We start from the raw sequence: 19,332 nt of genomic DNA, 5'->3' as shown, positions 1-19,332 counted from the left end.
GATCTAATTCACGCGCCCACCTGCAGTCTCGCCGCCAGGTCGAGCAACCCGGCGAGCAACTCACTATTTCTCATGAGACCGTTGTGATGAAAGGCTTCCGTCGTGATCACACGAGCATTTCCCGTCATTTCGATCGTTCGCTGTTGAAGATCGTTCGGTGTATACGGGTCGTCTGCGTAGAGCAACGCTATGAGAGGGATTTTGTTGTTCGCCAGCTGCGCCGGATCGTACATTTCCGACATATCTGCGGCCTGTGCCAGAAGATCGGCGGCGGCCATGAACGGCCGGAGTCCCGCAACCTCTTCGAACATCCACGGAAACATCATCTCGGCGAAAAGGAGGAGTGGATTCGCCTTCTCATCAAACTCCGGAAAATTTGCGAGCATACGTTGGGCGGCCCAGTTTGTTGCGAATCCTGGTCGTGCGTAGATGAACTCCTGCAGCGCGTAGATCGGGTTGCCTTCAAATCCGGTCGTCCGGAGAATCGCGCGTTGGAAGGGTTCGGAGATGCGCCCACCGTCCCATGCGCCCGCAATGACGCGGTGTAAACCCTCGAACCAGTCGCTCATGCCGAAGTCGCGGCCCATCAGGCGCATCCGGCGTGTTGTCAACCGGTCTCCGTTCGGCAACCTCACGTCGTTGTTGTCCAGGTGGTCGGCAAGCCGGCGGAGTAGCTTGACGTCTTCCGGGTACCGTTGGAAATAAGCTTCGTTCTTCTTTACCGCTTGAGCGTAGGTGCGGGCATAGACATCGTCTGCAGTCGCGCCCAGGCTGGGGACACCGCCGGATACGATGGCCGAGCTCACGCCGTCCGGAGCGGTCGACAGATAATTGAGGGCGATGAAGCCCCCGTAGCTTTGGCCCAGCAGTGTCCAGGGGCGGCCGCCGGCCACCCGCAGACGGAGCAGTTCGGCGTCCAGGACGATGCTGTCGGCGCGGAAATGCCGGATATAGGAAGCGATGTCAGCGGCGCTTCGCCCGATGGTGGTCTCCACCGTGATCGGCGTGCTTCGGCCGCCACCCCGCTGATCTAGCAGAAGGACCCGATGCCCCCGGAGCGCGGCCTCCAACCACCCGGTCGCACCTGTGGGCCTTGGGGTCCGGCCGCCCGGTCCGCCTTGAAGGAAGAGCAGCCACGGCAGGTCTCGGTGTTCGTGGTCGGCCGACACCACCTCCTGCGCGAAGATCTCGATCTGCGGGCCACTCGGATCGCCGTGATCCAGGGGAACCACGACGGTGTGGTCTTTGATCACGATTCCGGCGTGCGAAATTCGGACGCCACCGAGTCGCGAGGGGTACTTGAGAAGCTGGTCTCGGCCGGGCTCGGTGGGGATGTTGGCCGGCAAAGCGCGACTTGCCGGCCGGTGCCCCAACGCGGCGGACAGTCCGTGCTCGCCGATGAGAGGCACGAACCGTGCGAGCGCCCTCAGATCGCCGTCGGCGACCGTTTCGAGGACCTTCTGTCGCCATCGCTCGTAAGGCACGATGTCGAGTACGCGACCGGCGGCGCGGATGTTGTTCGCCAGCTCCCGCCACAACACGGGGTAGCCCGCGACGACATGGTCGGCGCCGCTAGCCGGATGCTCGCTCAGTGCCGTGTCCACCAGGGCTGCGGCGAGGCTGTCGACCGGCGTCGCCGGGATCGCGAGGTCGAGATCTGGCGCAAGGTTGAGTGCGATGCACGCCCGGATCAGCGCGGTGAGGAAGTCGCGGTCGTCCTGGTCGCCCGGCTGCTCGGCGGTGAGTTGGCCGTGTCGGTGGATCCGTCCCGGAATACCGCGCCGAGCCGCCTGCATCACGTAGCCTTCCGCCACCGCTAAGGTCTTGCGCATGGCCCCCACGAGTTCGGGGAGCCCTGGTTCAGTGTCCGCAGACCATCCCAGCTCCGCGCTCCATGAGCTGACGCTCAGCGTTGACACGAAGTGCACCGGCTTGACGGTTGCGGTTCCGGCGAAGCGCAGAACCTCCTGGGTCCCGAGCACGTTGACCGAGAAGAGCCGGCCATATGCCGCCAAGGGATCCATGAGGGCGCCGTTGTGCACGACCAATTGCGTGCCATTGCTCAGGTCCCGGTAGGTCTGCGGCTCTAGTCCGAGATATGGGCGCGCGAGATCACCACGTGCGACGACTAATCGGTTCGGGTCGCCCGACCACTGCAGCCTCTCGCGGAGCTGCTCGCGCGCCTGCGCAGGGGCGGCGTGGTCGACGATGACGTGGACTACTGTCGCCGACCGGTCCAGCAGTTCTCGCACCAGGCCCAATCCGGTACGAGTTGTCGCCTCGGTGACAAGGACGCCGGCGGCGGGTCGGTGGGCGACCTGGCGCCCGGCCCAGCGGATGTCGGCCGGAAGTGTGGCCACCGCACTGAGGGACAAGCCGATCTCCTCTTCCGACTCGCCGGCCGCGCTGTCTCCGGTGAGCCGGACCAGGGAGCGGACCGTGGGCTCGGCGAGGAACCGCTGCAGGTCAACGTCGACGCCGGTCGCGGCCGTCCAGCGTGCGGCCATCTCGACGGCCGACACCGATGTGCCGCCCAGCTCGAAGAAGTTCGACCGCGCCTCGATGCGCTGGCGGCCGAGGAGCTGCGCCCACAGCTCGGCGGCCGCCGCCTCGGCGCCGCTTGCGGGGAGATCGGCGGCCCCGTCTGTGGATCCGACGTCGGCGTCGGCCGGGAGCCGCGCCCGGTCGACCTTCCCGTTGGGCAGTTTCGGAAGATCATCGACGACGACGAACCTCGACGGCACCATCGCCGGGGCCAGCCGCCGTGACAGGAATCGGCGCACGTCGGCGGACAGGGCGGATCGGAAGTCGCCGTCAACCGGATCGTTGGCCGTGTGGGCAGAGCTGCTCATGCGACTCCAGTCAGGACAGTCTGCGGAAGGTGATGTCGATGTGATCTGGACGGCCGGATCGCGCCGGGCCTACGTGGGTTATCACCCGGTGCCGGGCACCAAGATCGACCAAGTCGGCCGGATCCGCCGCGCCATCTGTTGCCACGTCCCACACTGCTCGTGCGATGTCCCATGCGGTGGCGTCGCCGGACGCGGTTTCGAGCGCGTGGAGCACTGCCCGCGGCTTGGACAGCCGAGCGTTGGGGACGTCGGTGACCAGCAGCGAGCCGTTCGCCTCAATGGCGGCCACGAACGTGGACAGACCCTCAAGCGCATCAGGTTCGTCCGGCCGCCAGGCCGAGCGGACCGCGGCATCGGCCGTCCAGAGCGCAGCCGGGGAATCCGGGCCGACGATGGTCACATCCCATCGGAAGCACGACATCACCGTGCGGGTCCGTTCCGTCTTGCTTTCCGCCAAGACGGTGACGCCGTCATGGCGTTGCACCAGCGAGTCGAAGAAGGATCGGCTGAGGCACAGCTCCCGCTCGCCCCTGACGAGATGTTCGACGGCCGCGCGGAGATCCGAGGCGGGGGTCAGCGGCTTGGCCCGCCATAGTTCCACGTCGGCATGGAACATCCGCAGCAGCCGCGCGTCGCGAACGTCACCTACGAAGACGGCGCCGCGCCTGCCGGCGACACGGATGGCTTCATCCAGTACCCGGGTCAAGTAGTCGGTGCTCGGGAAGTACTGCACGACCGAATTGAGCACGACGACGTCCGCTGACGCGTCGGGTAGCTCGCGCAGCGTGAGAGCGTCTCCCACGCGGAGGTCGACGCGCGCCGGATCGGCGAGTTCGCCGAGCAAAGATCGGGCGGCGTCCAGGGCTGCGCCGGAAGCGTCGATCGCCAGATAGCTCTCCGCCTGCCCGCCGAGGCTGCGGACCAGCAGCCCGGTGCCGGATCCGATGTCGATGATCCGTCGGGGTGCGAGGCGTCGGACTCGGTTCGTCCAAGCAGCGCGCCACTGCTCCATCACATCGACGGGGAAGGGCGCGCCCGTGTAGTTGTCCACCCAGCCCGGGAACCTCTCGTTGCTCTCCTTCACATAGGAGGCGTCCCAGGCTCGCTGCCAGCGGTCGAGTCGCTGGCGCTCGCGGACCGTTCGGCCGGGCGCCGGCTGCAGATGTGCGATCAGCTCGTGGCCCCGCTCCGGATGATGGCGATAGGTGACTGCGGCAGCGGCGAGGTCCGGATGTTCGGAGAGCACGCCCTCGATCTCGTCGAGCTCCACTCGATGCCCGAGGATCTTGACCTGGCGGTCGTCGCGTCCCAGGAAATCGAGACGGCCGTCGTCACGCCAGCGGACCTGATCGCCGGTTCGGTAGTAGCGGCCGGACGCGGGCTCAGCGTTTTCGACGAACCGCTCGCTCTCCAGATCGGGGCGGCGGTGGTAGCCGGCGGCCACGCCCTCCCCGCCGATCCACAGCTCGCCGGAGACCCCGACGCATGCCTCGTTGCCGAGGCCGTCCACCACGACGAGGCGGGTGTTAGCGATCGGACGCCCGATTGGGACGGTGACGGTGTCCTCCGCGCGGTGATCCAGTTCGTGCGCGGTGGACCAGACGGTGGTCTCGGTCGGTCCGTACATGTTGAAGACGCGTACGTGCGGCAGCGCTCGTGTGAGGGTGTCGGCCAGGCTGCGGGACAACGCCTCGCCGCCCACCAGCAACGCGCGCAGACCGGACAAGGCTGCGAGGACTTGTGGCCGGATGGCCAGAGCGGTGAAGAGCGAGGGCGTCGCCTGGAAGAGGCTGGGCCGAAACTGACGTGCCAGTGCCCCCAGCGACCGGCGGTTGTCGGCGAGGTATTCGACGACGCGCTCCGGAGCGATGAACGTCGAGGCCCCGCTGGCCAACGGCCACACCATCTCGAGAACGGATATGTCGAAGGACACGCTGGTCACGGACAGGAAGCGATCATCGGCGTGGATGCCGACCAACCGGTCCATCCCGGCGAAGAGATTGGCGACGTTCGCGTGCTCGACGACTGTGCCCTTCGGGCGGCCGGTCGTTCCGGATGTGTAGATCACGTATGCGGCATCGTGCGGTTCCACGCGCGCCGACGTGGCGTCGGCCAGGGCCGACTCGATCGCCGACCGGTCGTCGTCCAGAGAGACGAGGCGGACGTCGGCGGACGGCGGCGTGATACCTGATCCGACAATCAAGCAGACCAGGTCGGCGTCCTGCGCGATGAAGTCCAGTCGCTGCGGTGGAAAATCGGGGTCCAGGGGCACGTACGCCGCTCCCGTGGCGAGCACCGCGACCAGAGTCACCACCAGCTCGACGCCTCGATGCACGCAAACACCGACTCTGTTCCCGCGTTTGACGCCCAGGGACCGTAGATGGTTCGCCAAACGGTTGACCCGACGGTCGAACTCGGCGTAGTCGAGCGAGGTGTCGGCGTCACAGACCGCCAGCTCGGCAGGACGGTGGACGGCGTGCCGGTGCACCAGTTCGGGCACGGAGGTGAACGGCTTCAACGGCTCGGCCGGGCCCACGCTCCATGCCGGCAGTCGCGCCAGGTCGGTCGAGCTTCGGATCTCCGCCGTCGTCGCGACCGCGAGTGGATCTCCGGCGACAAGCGCCAGGGCCCGCTCGTAGTACCCGACAAGCCGGTCGACGACGGACGAGTGCACTCGCCGCGGATCCACCGTCATGTCGATCGCCAACTCGTCCCCGACGGTGACGTCGACGGCGAAGGCGAACGGTCCGGTCTCACAGCGGTGCCCGGCCAGAGGATTCCCAGCCGACCGCGCTCGTCCGAAGCTCACCAGCGTGTCGGGGTGCACGGCCGGCGGCCGCTGGTGGCGAGTGGCCTCGCGGCGAGCTGATTCCGTTTCTCGCTCGACGACCTGCCGCGCAAGTTCGATCCAAGTCAGCGAGCTGAGATTCAGGCCGATCGGAATGGGATTCGCAGCGTCGGCGTCCTGCACGACGGCCGTGACATGTGCGTTCGATGTGACTGAACCGAGTACGCGCACATGCGTGGCGACGATCAGAGCTGGTAACGGAACTGTGTGGCGTTGTGCGATGTCGGCGAGTCGCCGCACCTGGTCGGCCGGAATCGTCAGGTGGAGGTGGACGGCGTCCTCGTCCGGCGTTCCCGCGGCACCCGGCCCGGGCACTGGGCTCGAGTCGGCATCGGCTGGCGGGTCGTGCCGGAATTCCGGCGGAGCGGCGGCCGCTGTGCCCCGATTCATGCCGGTTGCTCCGCCGACGGCTCCTGGGCGGTGTCGACCGGGCGGCGCACGGTTTTCACGACGACGGGCAGAATCGCGACGATGCCGAAGAGGACACCGCCCGCGACCATCACGCTGGTCTGGCCGAACAAGGACGCGACGGGCACCGCGGTGATCTGACCGAGTGGCACCGCGAGGTAGGACACGAGGTCGTCATAGGACGAGACCCGGGAGATCAGAGTCGGCTCGACCCGTCTCTGCAGCGAGGTCTCCCAGATGATGGCCATCACGCCCTGGCCCAGTCCGGCCAGCAGTGCCGCCGGGATGAGCAGGTAGATGTTCGCCCACAGGCCGAGGACGATCATGGGTATTGCACCCATGGCGTAGGCGAACAGGCCCACGGGCAGCGACCAGGTCATGGGCAGCCGGTACATCGCCGCGTTCGCCGTCAGGAGTCCGACGGCCCGAACGCTGAGCACCACGCCCCACGATGCCGCGCCGATGGAAGCGAGCGCGATCGTCGGCCCGAGGACGTTCCAGACTCCGACATAGATGCAGTTGGTGACGGCGAAGGCGATCACGATGGTGGACACCCAGCGCAGCGACCGGAACGCTGTCCAGCCCTCCCGCAGCTCGTGGAAGAAGCTCGTCACCTTCCGTGGCACACGAGCAGGCAGCTGGAGCCGGGCCAGGAAAAAGGCGGCGGCGACGTAGCTGGCGGCATCCACGGCGATCGCCCATCCTCCGCCGACCGCCACCACAACAACACCGGCGATCGACGGACCCAGGATCGTCGTGCCGGTCTTCACGGAACCGAGCAGCGAGTTGGCCCGTTGCCGGCGGGGCGGGTCCACGAGCTGGGGCACGATTCCCCGCAGCGCGGGTGAGGTGAACGCGGTCAGCACTCCGTTCAGGAACGACAGCGTTGCGATCGTCGTCAGGTCGTACGCGCCCGTCAGCAGCAGCACGGCGACGGTTCCCTGGGTGACCGCGGCCCCCAGGTTCGACGTGAGCAGAATGGCCTTGCGGGACCACCGGTCCGCCAGCACCCCGCCGACGAGCAGGAACACCAGCATCGGCAGGCTTCGCGCGGCCAGGACGATGCCCAGTTGGTCCGCCGAGTTCGACGACTTGAGGACCGCGAAGGCGAGTGCGACCGGAGCCATGGAGCTACCGAGCAACGAGACCAAGCGGCCGAGGAAGAACAACCGGAACTGCGGATCGCGCAGTGGCCCCGATGAAGTCCCGGAATTCGGGCTGTCCGTGGTCATCGCTTACGTCGCTCCACTTCTGGTGGCAGGGAGTCACGGTGCTGGGCTACGTCCACGCGGTCGACGCGCGGGACGCCAGGCCGGGCGTCAGTGACTCTTCAGATCGTGCAGTGCGTTGGTGAGATCGACGGCATCGTCGATGAGCCGTGCGCAGTGGTCGATGTCGGCCCCCTCGACGAGAACCATCGCGACCCCCATGGTGCTGGCCAGCATCTCCTTCATGCGTTGGCCAGGCTGGACGGTCATCTGGACATGGCAGACACCGGGCAGCGCCGCGATGTCGGCCTCCGTCACGCCGCTGATCGCGCCGGGTCGGATCGGGAGACAGACGAAACCGACCGCCCGGTCCGCGCCGGCAACGGTGGTCGGCGCCAGTGGCTCCGCCCCGATCAGCAGCCGCACGTGAGCCCGCCACGGGTTGACGCCGATCGTGCGCTCGGCCGACATGGGGGCTAGCACGCCGGCCGGCCGCCAGGCGAGTTCTCCGGCGGTGAAGTCGCCGGGCTTGCCGAACACCTCCAGGTGGAAGACGCCCCACCGGCCGCCGAGCGCTTCGACGGCCGCCTGCGCGAACTCCCCGGCCTCGGCGTAGACATCGGGGAACCGCGCGACCGGGTAGGCGACCGACCTCAGTGTGGAGCCGTGCTTCGTCTCGATTAGCGGCGCCAGGTACCGGGAGACCAGGAGGTGGTCAACCCGCCCGTCGATGACGGAGCCGTCGAAGTGCCACTCGTCGCCCTCCTGCTTCTCCTCGACGACGGCATGGCGTAGTTCCCGACTGTCGTGCAATGCCTCGAAGACGTCCGCCACCGTCGGGCAAGCCTGGACGAGCCGGCTCCCGCCCAGGGACGGGGGCTTGACGACGAACGGCGCGCGCAGGCCGGCCAGTGCCTCGCGGACCTCGTCGACGGAACCAGGCTCGTTCGTGAACGTCATGTGCCGAGCGGTCGGAACACCGTGCTTCCCCCACAGTGATTTCTGCACAGCCTTGTCACGGCCCGCCATCGCCGTCTGCAGGTCGATCTTGCCCGGACGGCCGAGAATACCATTGAGTATCGACGCCGTCACGACCGCCAACTCATGGCATGGGATCACTACGTCGACCTCGTCGGCGATCCCGAGGTGCAGCAGCACCGACCAGGCCGTTTCCGGCGCGTTGAAGGCGGAAATGAAGCCGCGGTGCGCGAAGCGCTCGGCGTTCGCCTCGACGTAGGGTCGGTTGAAATCCTGGTAGAGCACGCTGACGGTATGACCGAGCTCGTGCAATTCATCCACGACCTCGGGGCGGGTTCCTAACAGGACGACGTGCATGACGCCTCCTCCGTCGTCTCGAAGATGATGTCCCTCATGAGCTCATTCGGACCGGCCGCGATGGTCGCGGCGGCGGCGTCGCGGTAGATACGGGCGGCCACCGAGTCGTCCGAGTAACCGGCTGCGCCGTGATACTGCATGCAGACTCGGGACGCGGAGACCGCGAGCTCGGTCGCCCGAAGTTTCACGATGGACGCGACGTCGGTCTCCAATCGCCCTTGGCCGTACCGGATCGCCGCTCGACGGGCGTAGCACCGCACGACTTCGAGTTCCGCCACGAGATCGGCGAGTGCGTGCCGCACGGTCTGGTTCGCGGCGAGCGGCGCGCCGCCGAGGTGACGGTGGCGGGTGAAGGATCGCGTCGCCGCGATGGCGTGTGCCGCACCGCCGATCGCCAGCAGGCCTGCGACCAGCCTCTCGAAGTCGAGTGCCGCCATGAGATACGACAGGGTGTGGCCAGCCTTCCCGATCAACCGATCTCCGGAAACGCGTACGTCCGCCAAGGTGATCTCACACATGTCCGCGGCGCGCCAGCCCAGCATCGGCTGCGGCGTGACGGTGAGGCCGGGCGTGTCCGCGTCGATGATCAGTAGTCCGGATCCACCGAGTGCCCGGCCAGGTTTGGCCGTGGTGCGGGTTCTGGCCAGGCAGATGTAGAAGCCGGCCTGTGAACCGTTGGCGACGTAGGACTTCCGACCGGAGACCCGGTATCCACCGTGGCCGTCCGGGTCCGCACGCGTGGCGAGGTTGTTGAGGTCCGTGCCGGCGTCAGACTCGCTCAACGCCAATGCCGCGATCTGCTCGCCACGTCGTGCGGGCGCCAGGAATCGCTCGTGCTGCTGGGGCGATCCGAAGCGCGCGAGGTAGAAGGTAGCCATGCACGCGTGCACGGCCACTGCGGCACGTATGCCCGCGTAGCCGGTACGTCCCAGCTCCTCCATCAACACTGCGGTTTCCTGGAACCCAGGGCCGGAGTGCGGAACGCCGAGAAGACCGTGTTCGGCTAGCAGACGCCACCCGTCGGGTGGGATGTGCCTGCGCGCCTCCCAGTCGTCCGCGTTCGGCAGCACCACCGCCTCCAAGGCTGCGACCAGGCGTTCACGGATGCGCCGCTGCTCGGCCACGGCAGCATCCTCCTCAAGTCCTACTGGGACATGATGATTAGTCATAGTGATGCCCCCTGCCTGGCGTGCAGGGCGAGGAGAACCTGGCGATCCACCTTGCCGTTCGGTGACCGCGGTAGCTCGTCGCACAGGTGGATACCGGCCGGCAGCAGGTAGGACGGGAGAGCGGCGGCAAGCCGCTCCCGCACCGATCCCGCGGTGCAGCTCGGGTCTGCCGGCACGACGAAGGCAAGGAGCTGCCGTCCTGTCGAGCCATCGTGCACACAGACGAAACTGTGACGGACCTGAGGATCACGGCCGAGATGGTGGGCAAGCTCGCCCGGTTCTATCCGGAAGCCGTTGATCTTCACTTGATCATCGACACGCCCCTCGAACACGAGTCGCCCGTCGTTGTCGATGTGGACGAGATCCCCGGTGCGGTAGAGCCGCTCCGTGCATCCCTCGACCGTGCGCACGATGAAACGCTCGGCAGTCTTCTCCGGCATGCCCAGATAGCCGTGAGCAAGCCCGTCACCGGCGAGCAGCAGCTCACCGGTCTCGGCGGGCGCGCACAACCGTTCGCCGGCCACGATGTAGGCGCGAGTGTGCTGAATCGGTCGCCCGATCGGCACCTGGGCATCGTCGACGGGGAGCGTCGAGACCCGGTGGGAGGTGGCGAAAGTCGTGCTCTCGGTCGGTCCGTACACGTGGACCACTCGGCCGGCACCGTATCGCGCCAGGGCGACTCGCATGTGCCTGAGCGAGTGGTGCTCACCTCCGGTGAGGATCTCGTCGACACTATCGAGGGCGTCGGGCGCTTCGTCGACAATAGAGTTGAACAGCGCTGTGGTGAAGAAGGCCGTCGTCACCCCGTGCTCGACGATGACGCGCTTCAATTCGGACAACCGCAGGAACTCGTCGGGATAGAGAACACAGGTTCCACCGGCGAGTAGGGCTCCCCAGATCTCGAACGTCGCTGCGTCAAAGGTGACCGGCGCCAACTGCAGGAGCCGGCGTGTCCTGTCGAGGCGCGCGTAGGTGGCACCGGACACGAGCCGGAGAACCGCCCTGTGTCCGATCAGGACACCTTTCGGCCGGCCCTGCGAACCTGACGTGAAGTTGACGTAGGCGGCATCGCCCGCCGGGACCGGAGTGGGGCGGCGGCCGGCTTCCGCCGACTCCAGGGCAACGGGGCTCAGGTGCGGCAGACGGCTGTGGATGCTTCCGACACGATCCGTCGCCACGACCGAACAGCCCGCCTGCCGCAGCAGAGAAAATACCCTTTCATCGGGCCAGGTCGTGTCGACCGGCAGATACGCGGCCCCACATTTGAGGATCGCGAGCAGCCCAGCGATCATCTCGGGACTACGACGGGCACAGAGCCCGACGATGTGCCCGGGCCGCGTTCCCGCGTCGGACAGTCGCACCGCTATCGAGTCGGACAACTCGTCGAGTTCGCGATAGGTCAAGGTTCGTTCGCCGCACTCGACGGCGATGCCCTCGCCGGTTGCGGCCACATGCGATCGGAACACGTCGGGGATACTGCGCTGCTCAACAAACGCGGTGGCAGCACCATTTAGCGCCCGATGCGCTGCGCCCGCCGTGTCACCGCCGTGTAGTTCGTCCACCAGTCCACCACAATCGGAAGTAGATCAACAGCAGTAGTTCTGCGCGGCGTGCGCCGGCAGCAGCCCGTGCTCGGGAGAGGATCTCGGGCTGCTGCCGGCGTCGCCTGGCCGCGCCGACGTGATCCGCAGGCGGCCCTTGGAATGCCGGGCCACACTACTGTTCTCCGTTACCTCGCCCCTGCCTCTCCGACGGTCCGACGACCACGGGTCCACGGTTGCGCACAATGGCCGCCGCGATATCCCGAAGCGCACTGCTCTCGTAGATGTCCTCGGGCGGCAGGCAGTCCTCACCGAACTCGGCCTCGGCCCGCGCGACGAGCCTGACCGCGGTCAGGGAAGTGCCTCCCATCGCGAAGAAGTCGTCCGTGCCGCTCTCGATTGGCAGTCCGAGATCCCGACACGCGTCCAGGACCCACCGTTCGATCTCACCCGCCGACTGCACGATGCTCTCCTGCCCCGTGGTCATGAAAGATCCGCCGTGGAGCGGACAGGGAACGTGAAACCATCCACGGTCTCCTGTTTGAAACGGTTGTGACCGAACGTGTCGGCACCCGCGACCAGCACGTTCCCGAACCCGTCCAGGCTCGCGGTACCGCCGAACTCCTCCAGTCCATTCGAATACGGGTACACGCGGACCGACGTCGGCAGGTACCGGGCGGCGAAGCCCAACCTCATCTGGTCGGTCAGGCCAGAGTGAGGGTGGGAGGCGTGCATCAGCGTCGACCAGAATATGATGAACTGGCCCTGGCGCATCACCTGCGACACCGCCGCCGACTCGTCCGGCGCCCAGTCGGGATCCTTCTGGAGCTGTCGGTAATCGTAACCGAAGAAGCCGCGCCGCACGCCGACCTTCTCCTTGTTATTGATCGTGACCGGGGCGTAGTCCATGGTCTTGGACTCGTCGTAGTTCATCACGTCATGGGTGCCGGGAATGAACTGCAGGCAACCATTCTCCACGGTCGCGGGCGTGAACGCGGCCCATACCGTGATCGTGCCGCCGAACATCGAGTCGGTAGGCCATTCGATCTGCGGCTTCTTCGAACCTGCGACGTTGGCGAAGTTGTCCGCCTGATGCCAGTCGGTGCCCTCGTCCCCCGGGTACTTCGGAAAGAACTCGCTGCGCCAACATAGGACGTCCGGTCCGAGGATCGAGGTAACCCGGTCCACGATCTCGGGGCGGCCGATATGCCGGGCCAGGAACTCGACGTCGAGATGGCGGTCGTAGTTGGCGAGATTCGTCACGCCGGCCATCGCCGCGCCCTGCCCGTAGACCGCCCGCTTAGTGTTGAGCAACTTCGGCCGCAGTCGGCGCAGGTTCTGCTCCATCTCGTCCTCGCCGTAGAGATCGAAGGGACCAATGAAGCCGTCGCAGTGAAACCGACGCAACTCATCGGGCGTCAGCGAGAATATCGAGCTTGCGTTGTCCATCTATAGCCCCCTTAAATTGTCGATGGTCGCACATGACGGCGATTCAGTCCTTGATTGCCAGTTGTGGAACGATATCGCCGCCATTCTCGATCGACTTCAACTCCTGCTCAAAACCTAGTGAAATAGACCAGCGGTAGAGCGGAAGAGCGGCACCTGTCGTGACGACGGCAACCAGGACAAGAATGGCGAAGACCGTCTGGTTGATCATGCCCTCGGCGAGGCCGATATTGATGAATATCAAAATCATCAGCCCGCGGGCGTTCATCAGCGCGCCCATCGCCGCCGATTCCCGCCACGAGAATCCGGTAACGCGCATAGCGGTCGCGCAACCGACGTACTTGCCAATGAACCCGGCTGCGAGAATGATCACGAACGCCATGATGCCGCCCCAGCCGAACCCCTCGAAGTTGGTGTTCAACCCGGAGTAGACGAAGAACACCGGCAGCAGGAGCACGGACACCGCTTCCATCATGCGGCTCTGGATCGCCTGCCGAAACGCGAGTGAGCGCGGCATGGCGGCACCGGCGATGAACCCGCCGAACACCGAATAGATGCCGATGTAGTCGGTGAAGTAACCGGACAGCAGCACCAGGGCGACCACCAGGAAGAGCGCGTCCCAGCCCATCTCGCCGGTGCGTTCCACACGTCGCCCGAGCGGCCGCAGCAACCTCGCCACGCCGAATAGCATGACCACCGCGAACAGAGCGGCGAGCCCGATCGTCATCAGCGCGTGCTCGGAGGAACCCATGTGAATGGCCGACAACACCGCGAGGATGCACCAGGCGACGGCGTCGTCGACCGATGCGCTCAACAGCGCGATCCGCCCAAGTCGGGTGTGCTCGATTCCACGCTCGTAGACGATACGAGCGAGCATTGGGAAGGCGGTGATGGACAACGCGCCGCCCAGGAAGAGCGCGAACTCGACGACGCTGACGTTCGGGCGCGACAGCGAGTCGTAGAAGGCCACGGCACAGCCGGCCCCGAGAAGCACCGGGAGGGCGATGCCGAAGGCCGCCACCGACGAGACGGTGCGCGCACTCTTGCCTGCCGATGGGTGACCGTGATCGATGCCCACCCCGACCAGGAACATGTAGAGCGTCAGACCGACGGTACCCAGCAAGTAGAGGATGGACTTGACCTCCGGCGTAAAGATTTGAGCGTGTACGCCGGGAAGAAGTGCTCCGAAGAGCGTGGGACCGAGCAGGATGCCCGCAACCATTTCGCCGAGTACTCGGGGTTGCCGTAGCAGGACAGCGAGGCGTCCACAGAGGCCCGAGGCCACGACGATGATGACCAGCGCAGGCAGGAACTGCAGCGTGAGCTGCAGGTCCTTGTTGACGGGCGCTGCCTGAGCGGCAGCACCCACCGTGCCTTCCGGCAGGTGCAGATAAAGCGTCTCGACGAGCGCCTGGGTCGACGTCACCGTGCGACGCTCAGTTCAAGAGAGGAGTCGAAGAACTCCCGGAGCGCGTCGACGTGCCGCTTCGGGTGCCACCAATGGTTCTCGAGATCGCTGGGCAGGTGGATCTCGGCAACCACCTCGTCGCCGACGACCTGTCGGACCACCGGGTGGAAGTAGCTGGAGACCGGCCGCGCGTCCGCGAGTTCCTTGACGCCGTCGAACGCGGCGCGGGGATGGGTGCCGTATTCCAAGGTGGCGAGGAAGACCTTGTCCGCGGCGGCGAATCCGCGCTCACGCACGTGACGGACCGGCATCTCCTGGTAGTGGCGTGCCGGCCCGGCGGGCGGGACGACGACAACGTCGGCAAGCGTCCCGAACTGCTGCCAGAGGGCCGAGGACTGGTTCAGGTTGGCAAGCAGGGCATGCGTCAGCTCCGCCGGCTCGGGCGCCACTTCCCGACTGGGCCAAGGGCTTGCCTCGTAACGCTCGGCCAGCACGTGGCTCAATGCCCGTGCGCCATAACGGAAACCGTGGATGAAGCCGCTGGTCGAGTGTTTGAAGTCGACCGACTGAGTGACTGTTCCCGCGAAGTACAGCCCTGGCACGTTGATGGACTCGTACGCGCCGGTCAGGGCCGGAAAACGGTCATTGACGGTGCGCGCCGGCAGACAGTCCTCCGCGAAGGCGGACGAGTCGAAGCGGAACCCGGTGCAGACGATCACCCGGTCGTAGGAGAGGACCCGGCGGCCTCCGGTGAACTGGAACTCGACCTGGTAGGCGCCGTCGCTCTTGGCGATCGATGTCACCGGTACGTCGAGGATCGCGTTCCCCAGCTTCAACTCGTACGTGTCGAGGAAGTTGTTGTTGACCGCCCGCAGGTGGCCTACGAAGTGCGTGTGCCAGGCCAGCCGCACCGGATTGGGACCGGCGACGTGGATGGTGGCTGCGGTTTCCATGAGACTGTCGGCAGTTTCGAAGGCCGAGTTGCCTTTGCCGAGGATCAGGACCCGCTGTCCGGTGAAGTCCGTCGGGTCCGTCGTGACGGTGGCGTACTGCTCGGCATGTTCGATCCCCGCGATCTCGGGCGGGTTTGGGGTCACTCCCGTGCACATGATTATCCGCTTGGCGGTGAACACGTCACTCCGCTCTGTTGTCACCGCGAAGCCGCCGTCGCTCTTGGCGATACGTGTGGCCTTGGCCCCGAACTCGACACGCAGGCCGCACTTGTCGACGAAGTCACCCAGGTATCGGACGAGGTCGTCCGCGCACGGGAAGTACTTATCGCTGTATCGGGTGAAGAGCAGGTCTGGGTCGTCGGACAGCAGCGAGTTCCAGTCCACCTTCATGTTGAACTCCGGATCCAGGCTGCCCGTATGGCGCTTGTTGACGGAGATCAGCGTGCGATGCCGGGGGTAAACCGAGAAGAAGGCTCCCGCCTCTGTGCTGGCCTCCAGGACCGTGTAGTCACAGCCGCGGCGCTCGAGAAAGTATGCGACCTGCAATCCGGCCGGACCTGCTCCGATCACCAGATAGTCCAGTGTCACGTTCGACATGTTTTATCCCCCAATTCTGGCAGCTTTCGGCGTGCACCCGGCTCAGACGAAGGCGGCGGGCAACCTGACCAGATTACGCAGCGTCGCCGAATGCATGTATTCTTCCTCGCCGGACAGCCGAAGGCGGTCGCCGAATTCGAGCACGAAGCGGATGAGCTCCGCGATCCATGCCTGGGCGAGTCTCGCTCCCAGACACACGTGTGGCCCCCAGGCGAACGTCAAATGCTGGTTGGGCGACCTGTCGAGGATGAGCTCGTCGGGGTTGTCGAACTTTCGGGGATCCCGGTTCGCCGCGGCCATCATGGTGACCAGAACGTCGCCGGGCTTGATGGTCACATCTTGAATCTGCGTTTCGACCACGGCGACCCGCGCCGTGGCCTGCGCCGGGCTCGTGTAGCGGAGCAACTCGTCCACGGCGAGAGCCATCGCGGACTGATCGTCGGCGTCCAGGGCGCGGACCTCGGACAGGCCGCGCTTCAGCAGCTCATGGATGACTGCGCCGCTCGACGCGTACACCGTACTGAAGCCGGCGTTGTATGTAGCGAGCAACGTGTTGCGAACGTATGGTTGGGGCATCTGCGCGACTTCTTCGTCGCGATAGAACACACCCAACATACCCGCGCCGCCGAGCCGCGCGTCGAGCCAGCCGTCCATTCTGGCGCGCAGCGCCGACCCGGCCGCCCGGCCTGCCGGCAATCGTGATGGATCGAGGCCGCTGTCCATATTCCGTGTCAGGCCTTGATAGATAGGCGCGTACGTCTCCTGCGTGAAGTCGTCGACGCCGAAGACTTGGTTGATCACCTGGATGGCCGCAGGTCCGGCCACGTCCTGCATCAGGTCAAACGTGCCGCCTTTCGCGGCCTCCTCAAGTTTCTCCGCCATCAGGCTCCGCGCATCGGCGCATACCTGCCGCAGTCGCTGGGCGTTCAGTGCCTTAGTCGTGATGCCTTTCAGTGCTGCCTGCTCCGGCGGGTCCTGGGTCTGGATGTTTAGCTTGTCGTCCGGGATATCTGCCCCCACGCGCCGCCGGTCGCGAGCGAAGGTGGCGTAGTCGCGCAGGACACGATGGCAGTCGTCGTACCTCGTCAACACCCATGACTTCATCCCGTCGTGCCAATACACCGGGTCGTGATCCCGAAGTCGCGAGTAAATGGGATACGGGTCCTGAATCGAGGCCGGATCCAGGGGATTCCATTCTATACTGTCTTGCACAGGCTGGTCACTCCTTGACGAGCGGAGGATTGGGACACTACGCCTGTTGAGGGCGGCGTCGCAGCTAGCTGGTCAGAGCCCGAATTTGCGTCATCGAACACGGCCAGCGATCGCCGGCCGTCGAGCGGCGGGTCGAACGTGCAAACCCGGGCGACCCGCCGCTCGAGCACTCAATTACACCGGATCGCCATGGTCGTAGCTCATGCCTACCTCCTCTCGATGGTCGACGTCAGGAGATGAATCCGATCGGGCGGCCACCTGTCCGATCGGATGTATTGTGGATGACTGCGGTCATGTCAACCGAGGAATCTCCTCGGTTGACCGGACCCGGACCGCACCGACAGTTTTGGGGGACATCTTCACCACTCCCGCGATGGCCTGGTCCAACCAGTGCGGATGGCTGTGCGTAATACGTGTCGCGGTGACCTTCCGGTCAGCCAGGGGCCGGTGACTGACTTTGGAACCCCACACGATCAGGCGGTGGCCCGCGCGGAGTCGGCCAGCTCGTCGGCAAGCCGCCGCCAGCCGTCGGCGTAGCGCTTGTTCTCGTCCAACTCTGAGCCGGCCTCGTCGAGCAGCTTGTTGATCTTGTCGCTCCCAATCGCGGCGTAGTCCTCCCCCGAAAGGCCCAGATCCCAGCGTAGGAGCCGGCGCGTTGGCGGCGACCGACTGGGACACCAGTTGAAGACTGTCTGCCCGGCACTACCCGCATGACATCCACCGTCTACTCTAGTGAGGCCGAAACGACAATCACGACATCACCAAAACCGCGATCGCGGCAGCACGTTCCCCTCTGGTGTGCTATCGCGACCACGAGTGTCGACGCCTCTCCTTTGTTCACCGATCAGCCTGCCAGGGCCAACTACTCGCACGCAATCGGTTGCCTACTCGGCACCCGAGATGCCACCCCGATCACAGCAGTCATTCCACATGGTGACCATTTCCGTGTCAACCAATTCTGACGGCCGGCCAAGGCCTAGCCTTACCTACATGTCGTCACCCAAGATCGATGCCGCGCGCGTCGAGTATGTTCTCGACTGCCACCTGCGTAGCCAGGTGCCCGGAGCCGCCCTGGCCCTGACTCATGCCGGTGAACCAATACTCACCAAGTGCTACGGCCTCGCGGACCTGGCGCGACGGCAACTAGTGCAGCCGACAACTGTGTTCCGTTTGGCCTCACTCAGCAAGCCCTTCACCGCGCTGGTCATCATGCTGCTGGAACGGGATGGATTGCTCGACGTGGACGCGCCGATCCGCTATTATCTGCCAGGTTATCCAGCGCACGCCGCGCGAGTGACGGTCCAACACCTGCTGACCCACACATCGGGAATCCCCAATTGCACCGGCCAGCCCGGCTACGTCGACATCATGTCGAACAGCCGCCGCACCGACGCCGATCTGCTGGCCTGCTTTGTCGAGGCTGGACTGGATTTCGAACCCGGCTCGCGCTATGGATATAGCAATTCCGGATACCGCCTGCTGGACATGATCGCCGAGCAAGTCACTGGAATGCCCTTCGGCACGATCGTGACCGAGCGCATCTTCGCGCCGGCCGGAATGCACCACTCCCTCCTGCTGAACGACACCACCAATACGTCGGACCTCGCCCGCGGCTACACCGGCAGCGCCGACAGCTTCGGCAACGCGGCCTATGTCAACATCGCCCTGACCGGCGGGGCCGGCGGCATCGGATCGACGCTGGAGGACCTCCTCCGGTTCGACCAGGCTCTGCGCACGGAATCGATCGCCGACGCTGCCCTGCAGCGTCGCCTGTTCAGCCCTACCCGACTTGCCACGGGTCGGGCAGAGGGGTACGGCCTCGGCTGGAAGCTCGGCGCCTACCGTGGCCACGGGTTGATCTACCACGGCGGTGCAATCCAGGGCTTCACATGCCTCTACTTGCGGCTGCCGGACGACGACCTCGGCATCATCCTGCTGACCAACCTGCAAGGCTTCCCCGCCAGGAACATCGCGCGGCGACTGATCGACACCGTACTCGAACAACCCCCGGTCGAACGTCCGCTGATCCCACTACCGCAATCCGCAGTAGACTCCCGCGCGGGCGCATACGCCAACACGGACCACCGGCTCGACATCACCGCCGAACTGGGCCACCTGATCGTCTCCTTCCTCGACCGCTGCCACCGCATGGCACCCGTCGACCGGACGATCTACGTCGCGCAGGACGATCCCGACATCACCCTCACATTCCACGACGGCGGGCCCGAAGCGGCCTGCACCCTGCACTACCCGCTGTGGTGGTGCACTGCCTACCGGCTCGTACCGGATGCCTGAGGACTCCTCAACCTGGGCCTCGTGCGTTACGCTGTCATGGCAGCAACTACCACGCACATT

At 65.7% G+C, this 19,332-nt stretch carries 13 protein-coding genes; 1 reads left to right on the top strand and 12 read right to left on the bottom strand.

Features of this window, described 5'->3' with window-relative positions:
- Nucleotides 1-8 precede the first annotated feature (8 nt).
- The 12 genes from AB0M73_RS05175 to AB0M73_RS05120 all read right to left on the bottom strand — a co-directional run bounded on the left by AB0M73_RS05175 (nt 9) and on the right by AB0M73_RS05120 (nt 16,857).
- Nucleotides 9-2,852 carry an alpha/beta fold hydrolase gene (locus tag AB0M73_RS05175; protein WP_363887051.1) on the bottom strand — a complete coding sequence of 948 codons (2,844 nt, stop codon included), beginning with the start codon at nt 2,850-2,852 and terminating at the stop codon, nt 9-11.
- A 10-nt stretch (nt 2,853-2,862) separates the two neighbouring features.
- The gene (locus AB0M73_RS05170) at nt 2,863-6,090 is read right to left on the bottom strand and encodes an amino acid adenylation domain-containing protein (protein WP_363887049.1); all 3,228 of its coding nucleotides are present in this window, start codon (nt 6,088-6,090) and stop codon (nt 2,863-2,865) included.
- Nucleotides 6,087-7,340 (bottom strand): MFS transporter, encoded by a 1,254-nt coding sequence (locus tag AB0M73_RS05165; RefSeq protein ID WP_363887047.1) that lies wholly within the window; start codon nt 7,338-7,340, stop codon nt 6,087-6,089. The genes AB0M73_RS05170 and AB0M73_RS05165 overlap by 4 nt, the downstream gene beginning before the upstream one ends.
- Before the next feature lie 87 nt (nt 7,341-7,427).
- Entirely contained in the window at nt 7,428-8,651 is a 1,224-nt protein-coding gene (locus AB0M73_RS05160) for a hypothetical protein (RefSeq protein ID WP_363887044.1), read from the bottom strand.
- Nucleotides 8,633-9,775, bottom strand: a complete 1,143-nt coding sequence (locus AB0M73_RS05155) for an acyl-CoA dehydrogenase family protein (protein ID WP_363887042.1) — start codon at nt 9,773-9,775, stop codon at nt 8,633-8,635. The genes AB0M73_RS05160 and AB0M73_RS05155 overlap by 19 nt, the downstream gene beginning before the upstream one ends.
- Nucleotides 9,776-9,816: 41 nt before the next feature.
- Nucleotides 9,817-11,382: an amino acid adenylation domain-containing protein gene (locus AB0M73_RS05150; protein ID WP_363887039.1), complete on the bottom strand. Its 1,566-nt coding sequence runs from the start codon at nt 11,380-11,382 to the stop codon at nt 9,817-9,819.
- Between the two features lie 24 nt (nt 11,383-11,406).
- Nucleotides 11,407-11,535 (bottom strand): hypothetical protein, encoded by a 129-nt coding sequence (locus AB0M73_RS05145; protein ID WP_363887037.1) that lies wholly within the window; start codon nt 11,533-11,535, stop codon nt 11,407-11,409.
- 1 nt (nt 11,536) lies between these two features.
- Nucleotides 11,537-11,848, bottom strand: coding sequence for an acyl carrier protein (locus AB0M73_RS05140; protein ID WP_363887035.1), 312 nt, complete (start codon nt 11,846-11,848; stop codon nt 11,537-11,539).
- Complete coding sequence (locus AB0M73_RS05135) at nt 11,845-12,810, bottom strand: chlorinating enzyme (RefSeq protein WP_363887032.1); 966 nt, start codon at nt 12,808-12,810, stop codon at nt 11,845-11,847. Before AB0M73_RS05135 ends, AB0M73_RS05140 begins: the two co-directional genes overlap by 4 nt.
- 43 nt (nt 12,811-12,853) lie before the next feature.
- Nucleotides 12,854-14,233: a cation:proton antiporter gene (locus AB0M73_RS05130; protein WP_363887029.1), complete on the bottom strand. Its 1,380-nt coding sequence runs from the start codon at nt 14,231-14,233 to the stop codon at nt 12,854-12,856.
- A complete protein-coding gene (locus AB0M73_RS05125) occupies nt 14,230-15,765 on the bottom strand; it encodes an NAD(P)-binding domain-containing protein (protein WP_363887027.1) in 1,536 nt (511 codons plus the stop codon). Before AB0M73_RS05125 ends, AB0M73_RS05130 begins: the two co-directional genes overlap by 4 nt.
- 42 nt (nt 15,766-15,807) lie before the next feature.
- Entirely contained in the window at nt 15,808-16,857 is a 1,050-nt protein-coding gene (locus AB0M73_RS05120) for a cytochrome P450 (RefSeq protein WP_363887024.1), read from the bottom strand.
- Nucleotides 16,858-17,967: 1,110 nt separating this feature from the next.
- On the opposite strand from AB0M73_RS05120, the gene AB0M73_RS05115 reads away from it, so the two are divergent.
- Nucleotides 17,968-19,272, top strand: coding sequence for a serine hydrolase domain-containing protein (locus tag AB0M73_RS05115; protein WP_363887022.1), 1,305 nt, complete (start codon nt 17,968-17,970; stop codon nt 19,270-19,272).
- Nucleotides 19,273-19,332: the final 60 nt, after the last annotated feature.

The organism is Kutzneria sp. NPDC051319 (assembly GCF_040682195.1).
GTDB lineage: Bacteria > Actinomycetota > Actinomycetes > Mycobacteriales > Pseudonocardiaceae > Kutzneria.
The sequence above is the reverse complement of the archived record's forward strand: the minus strand, read 5'-3'. Positions and strand labels throughout refer to the sequence as shown.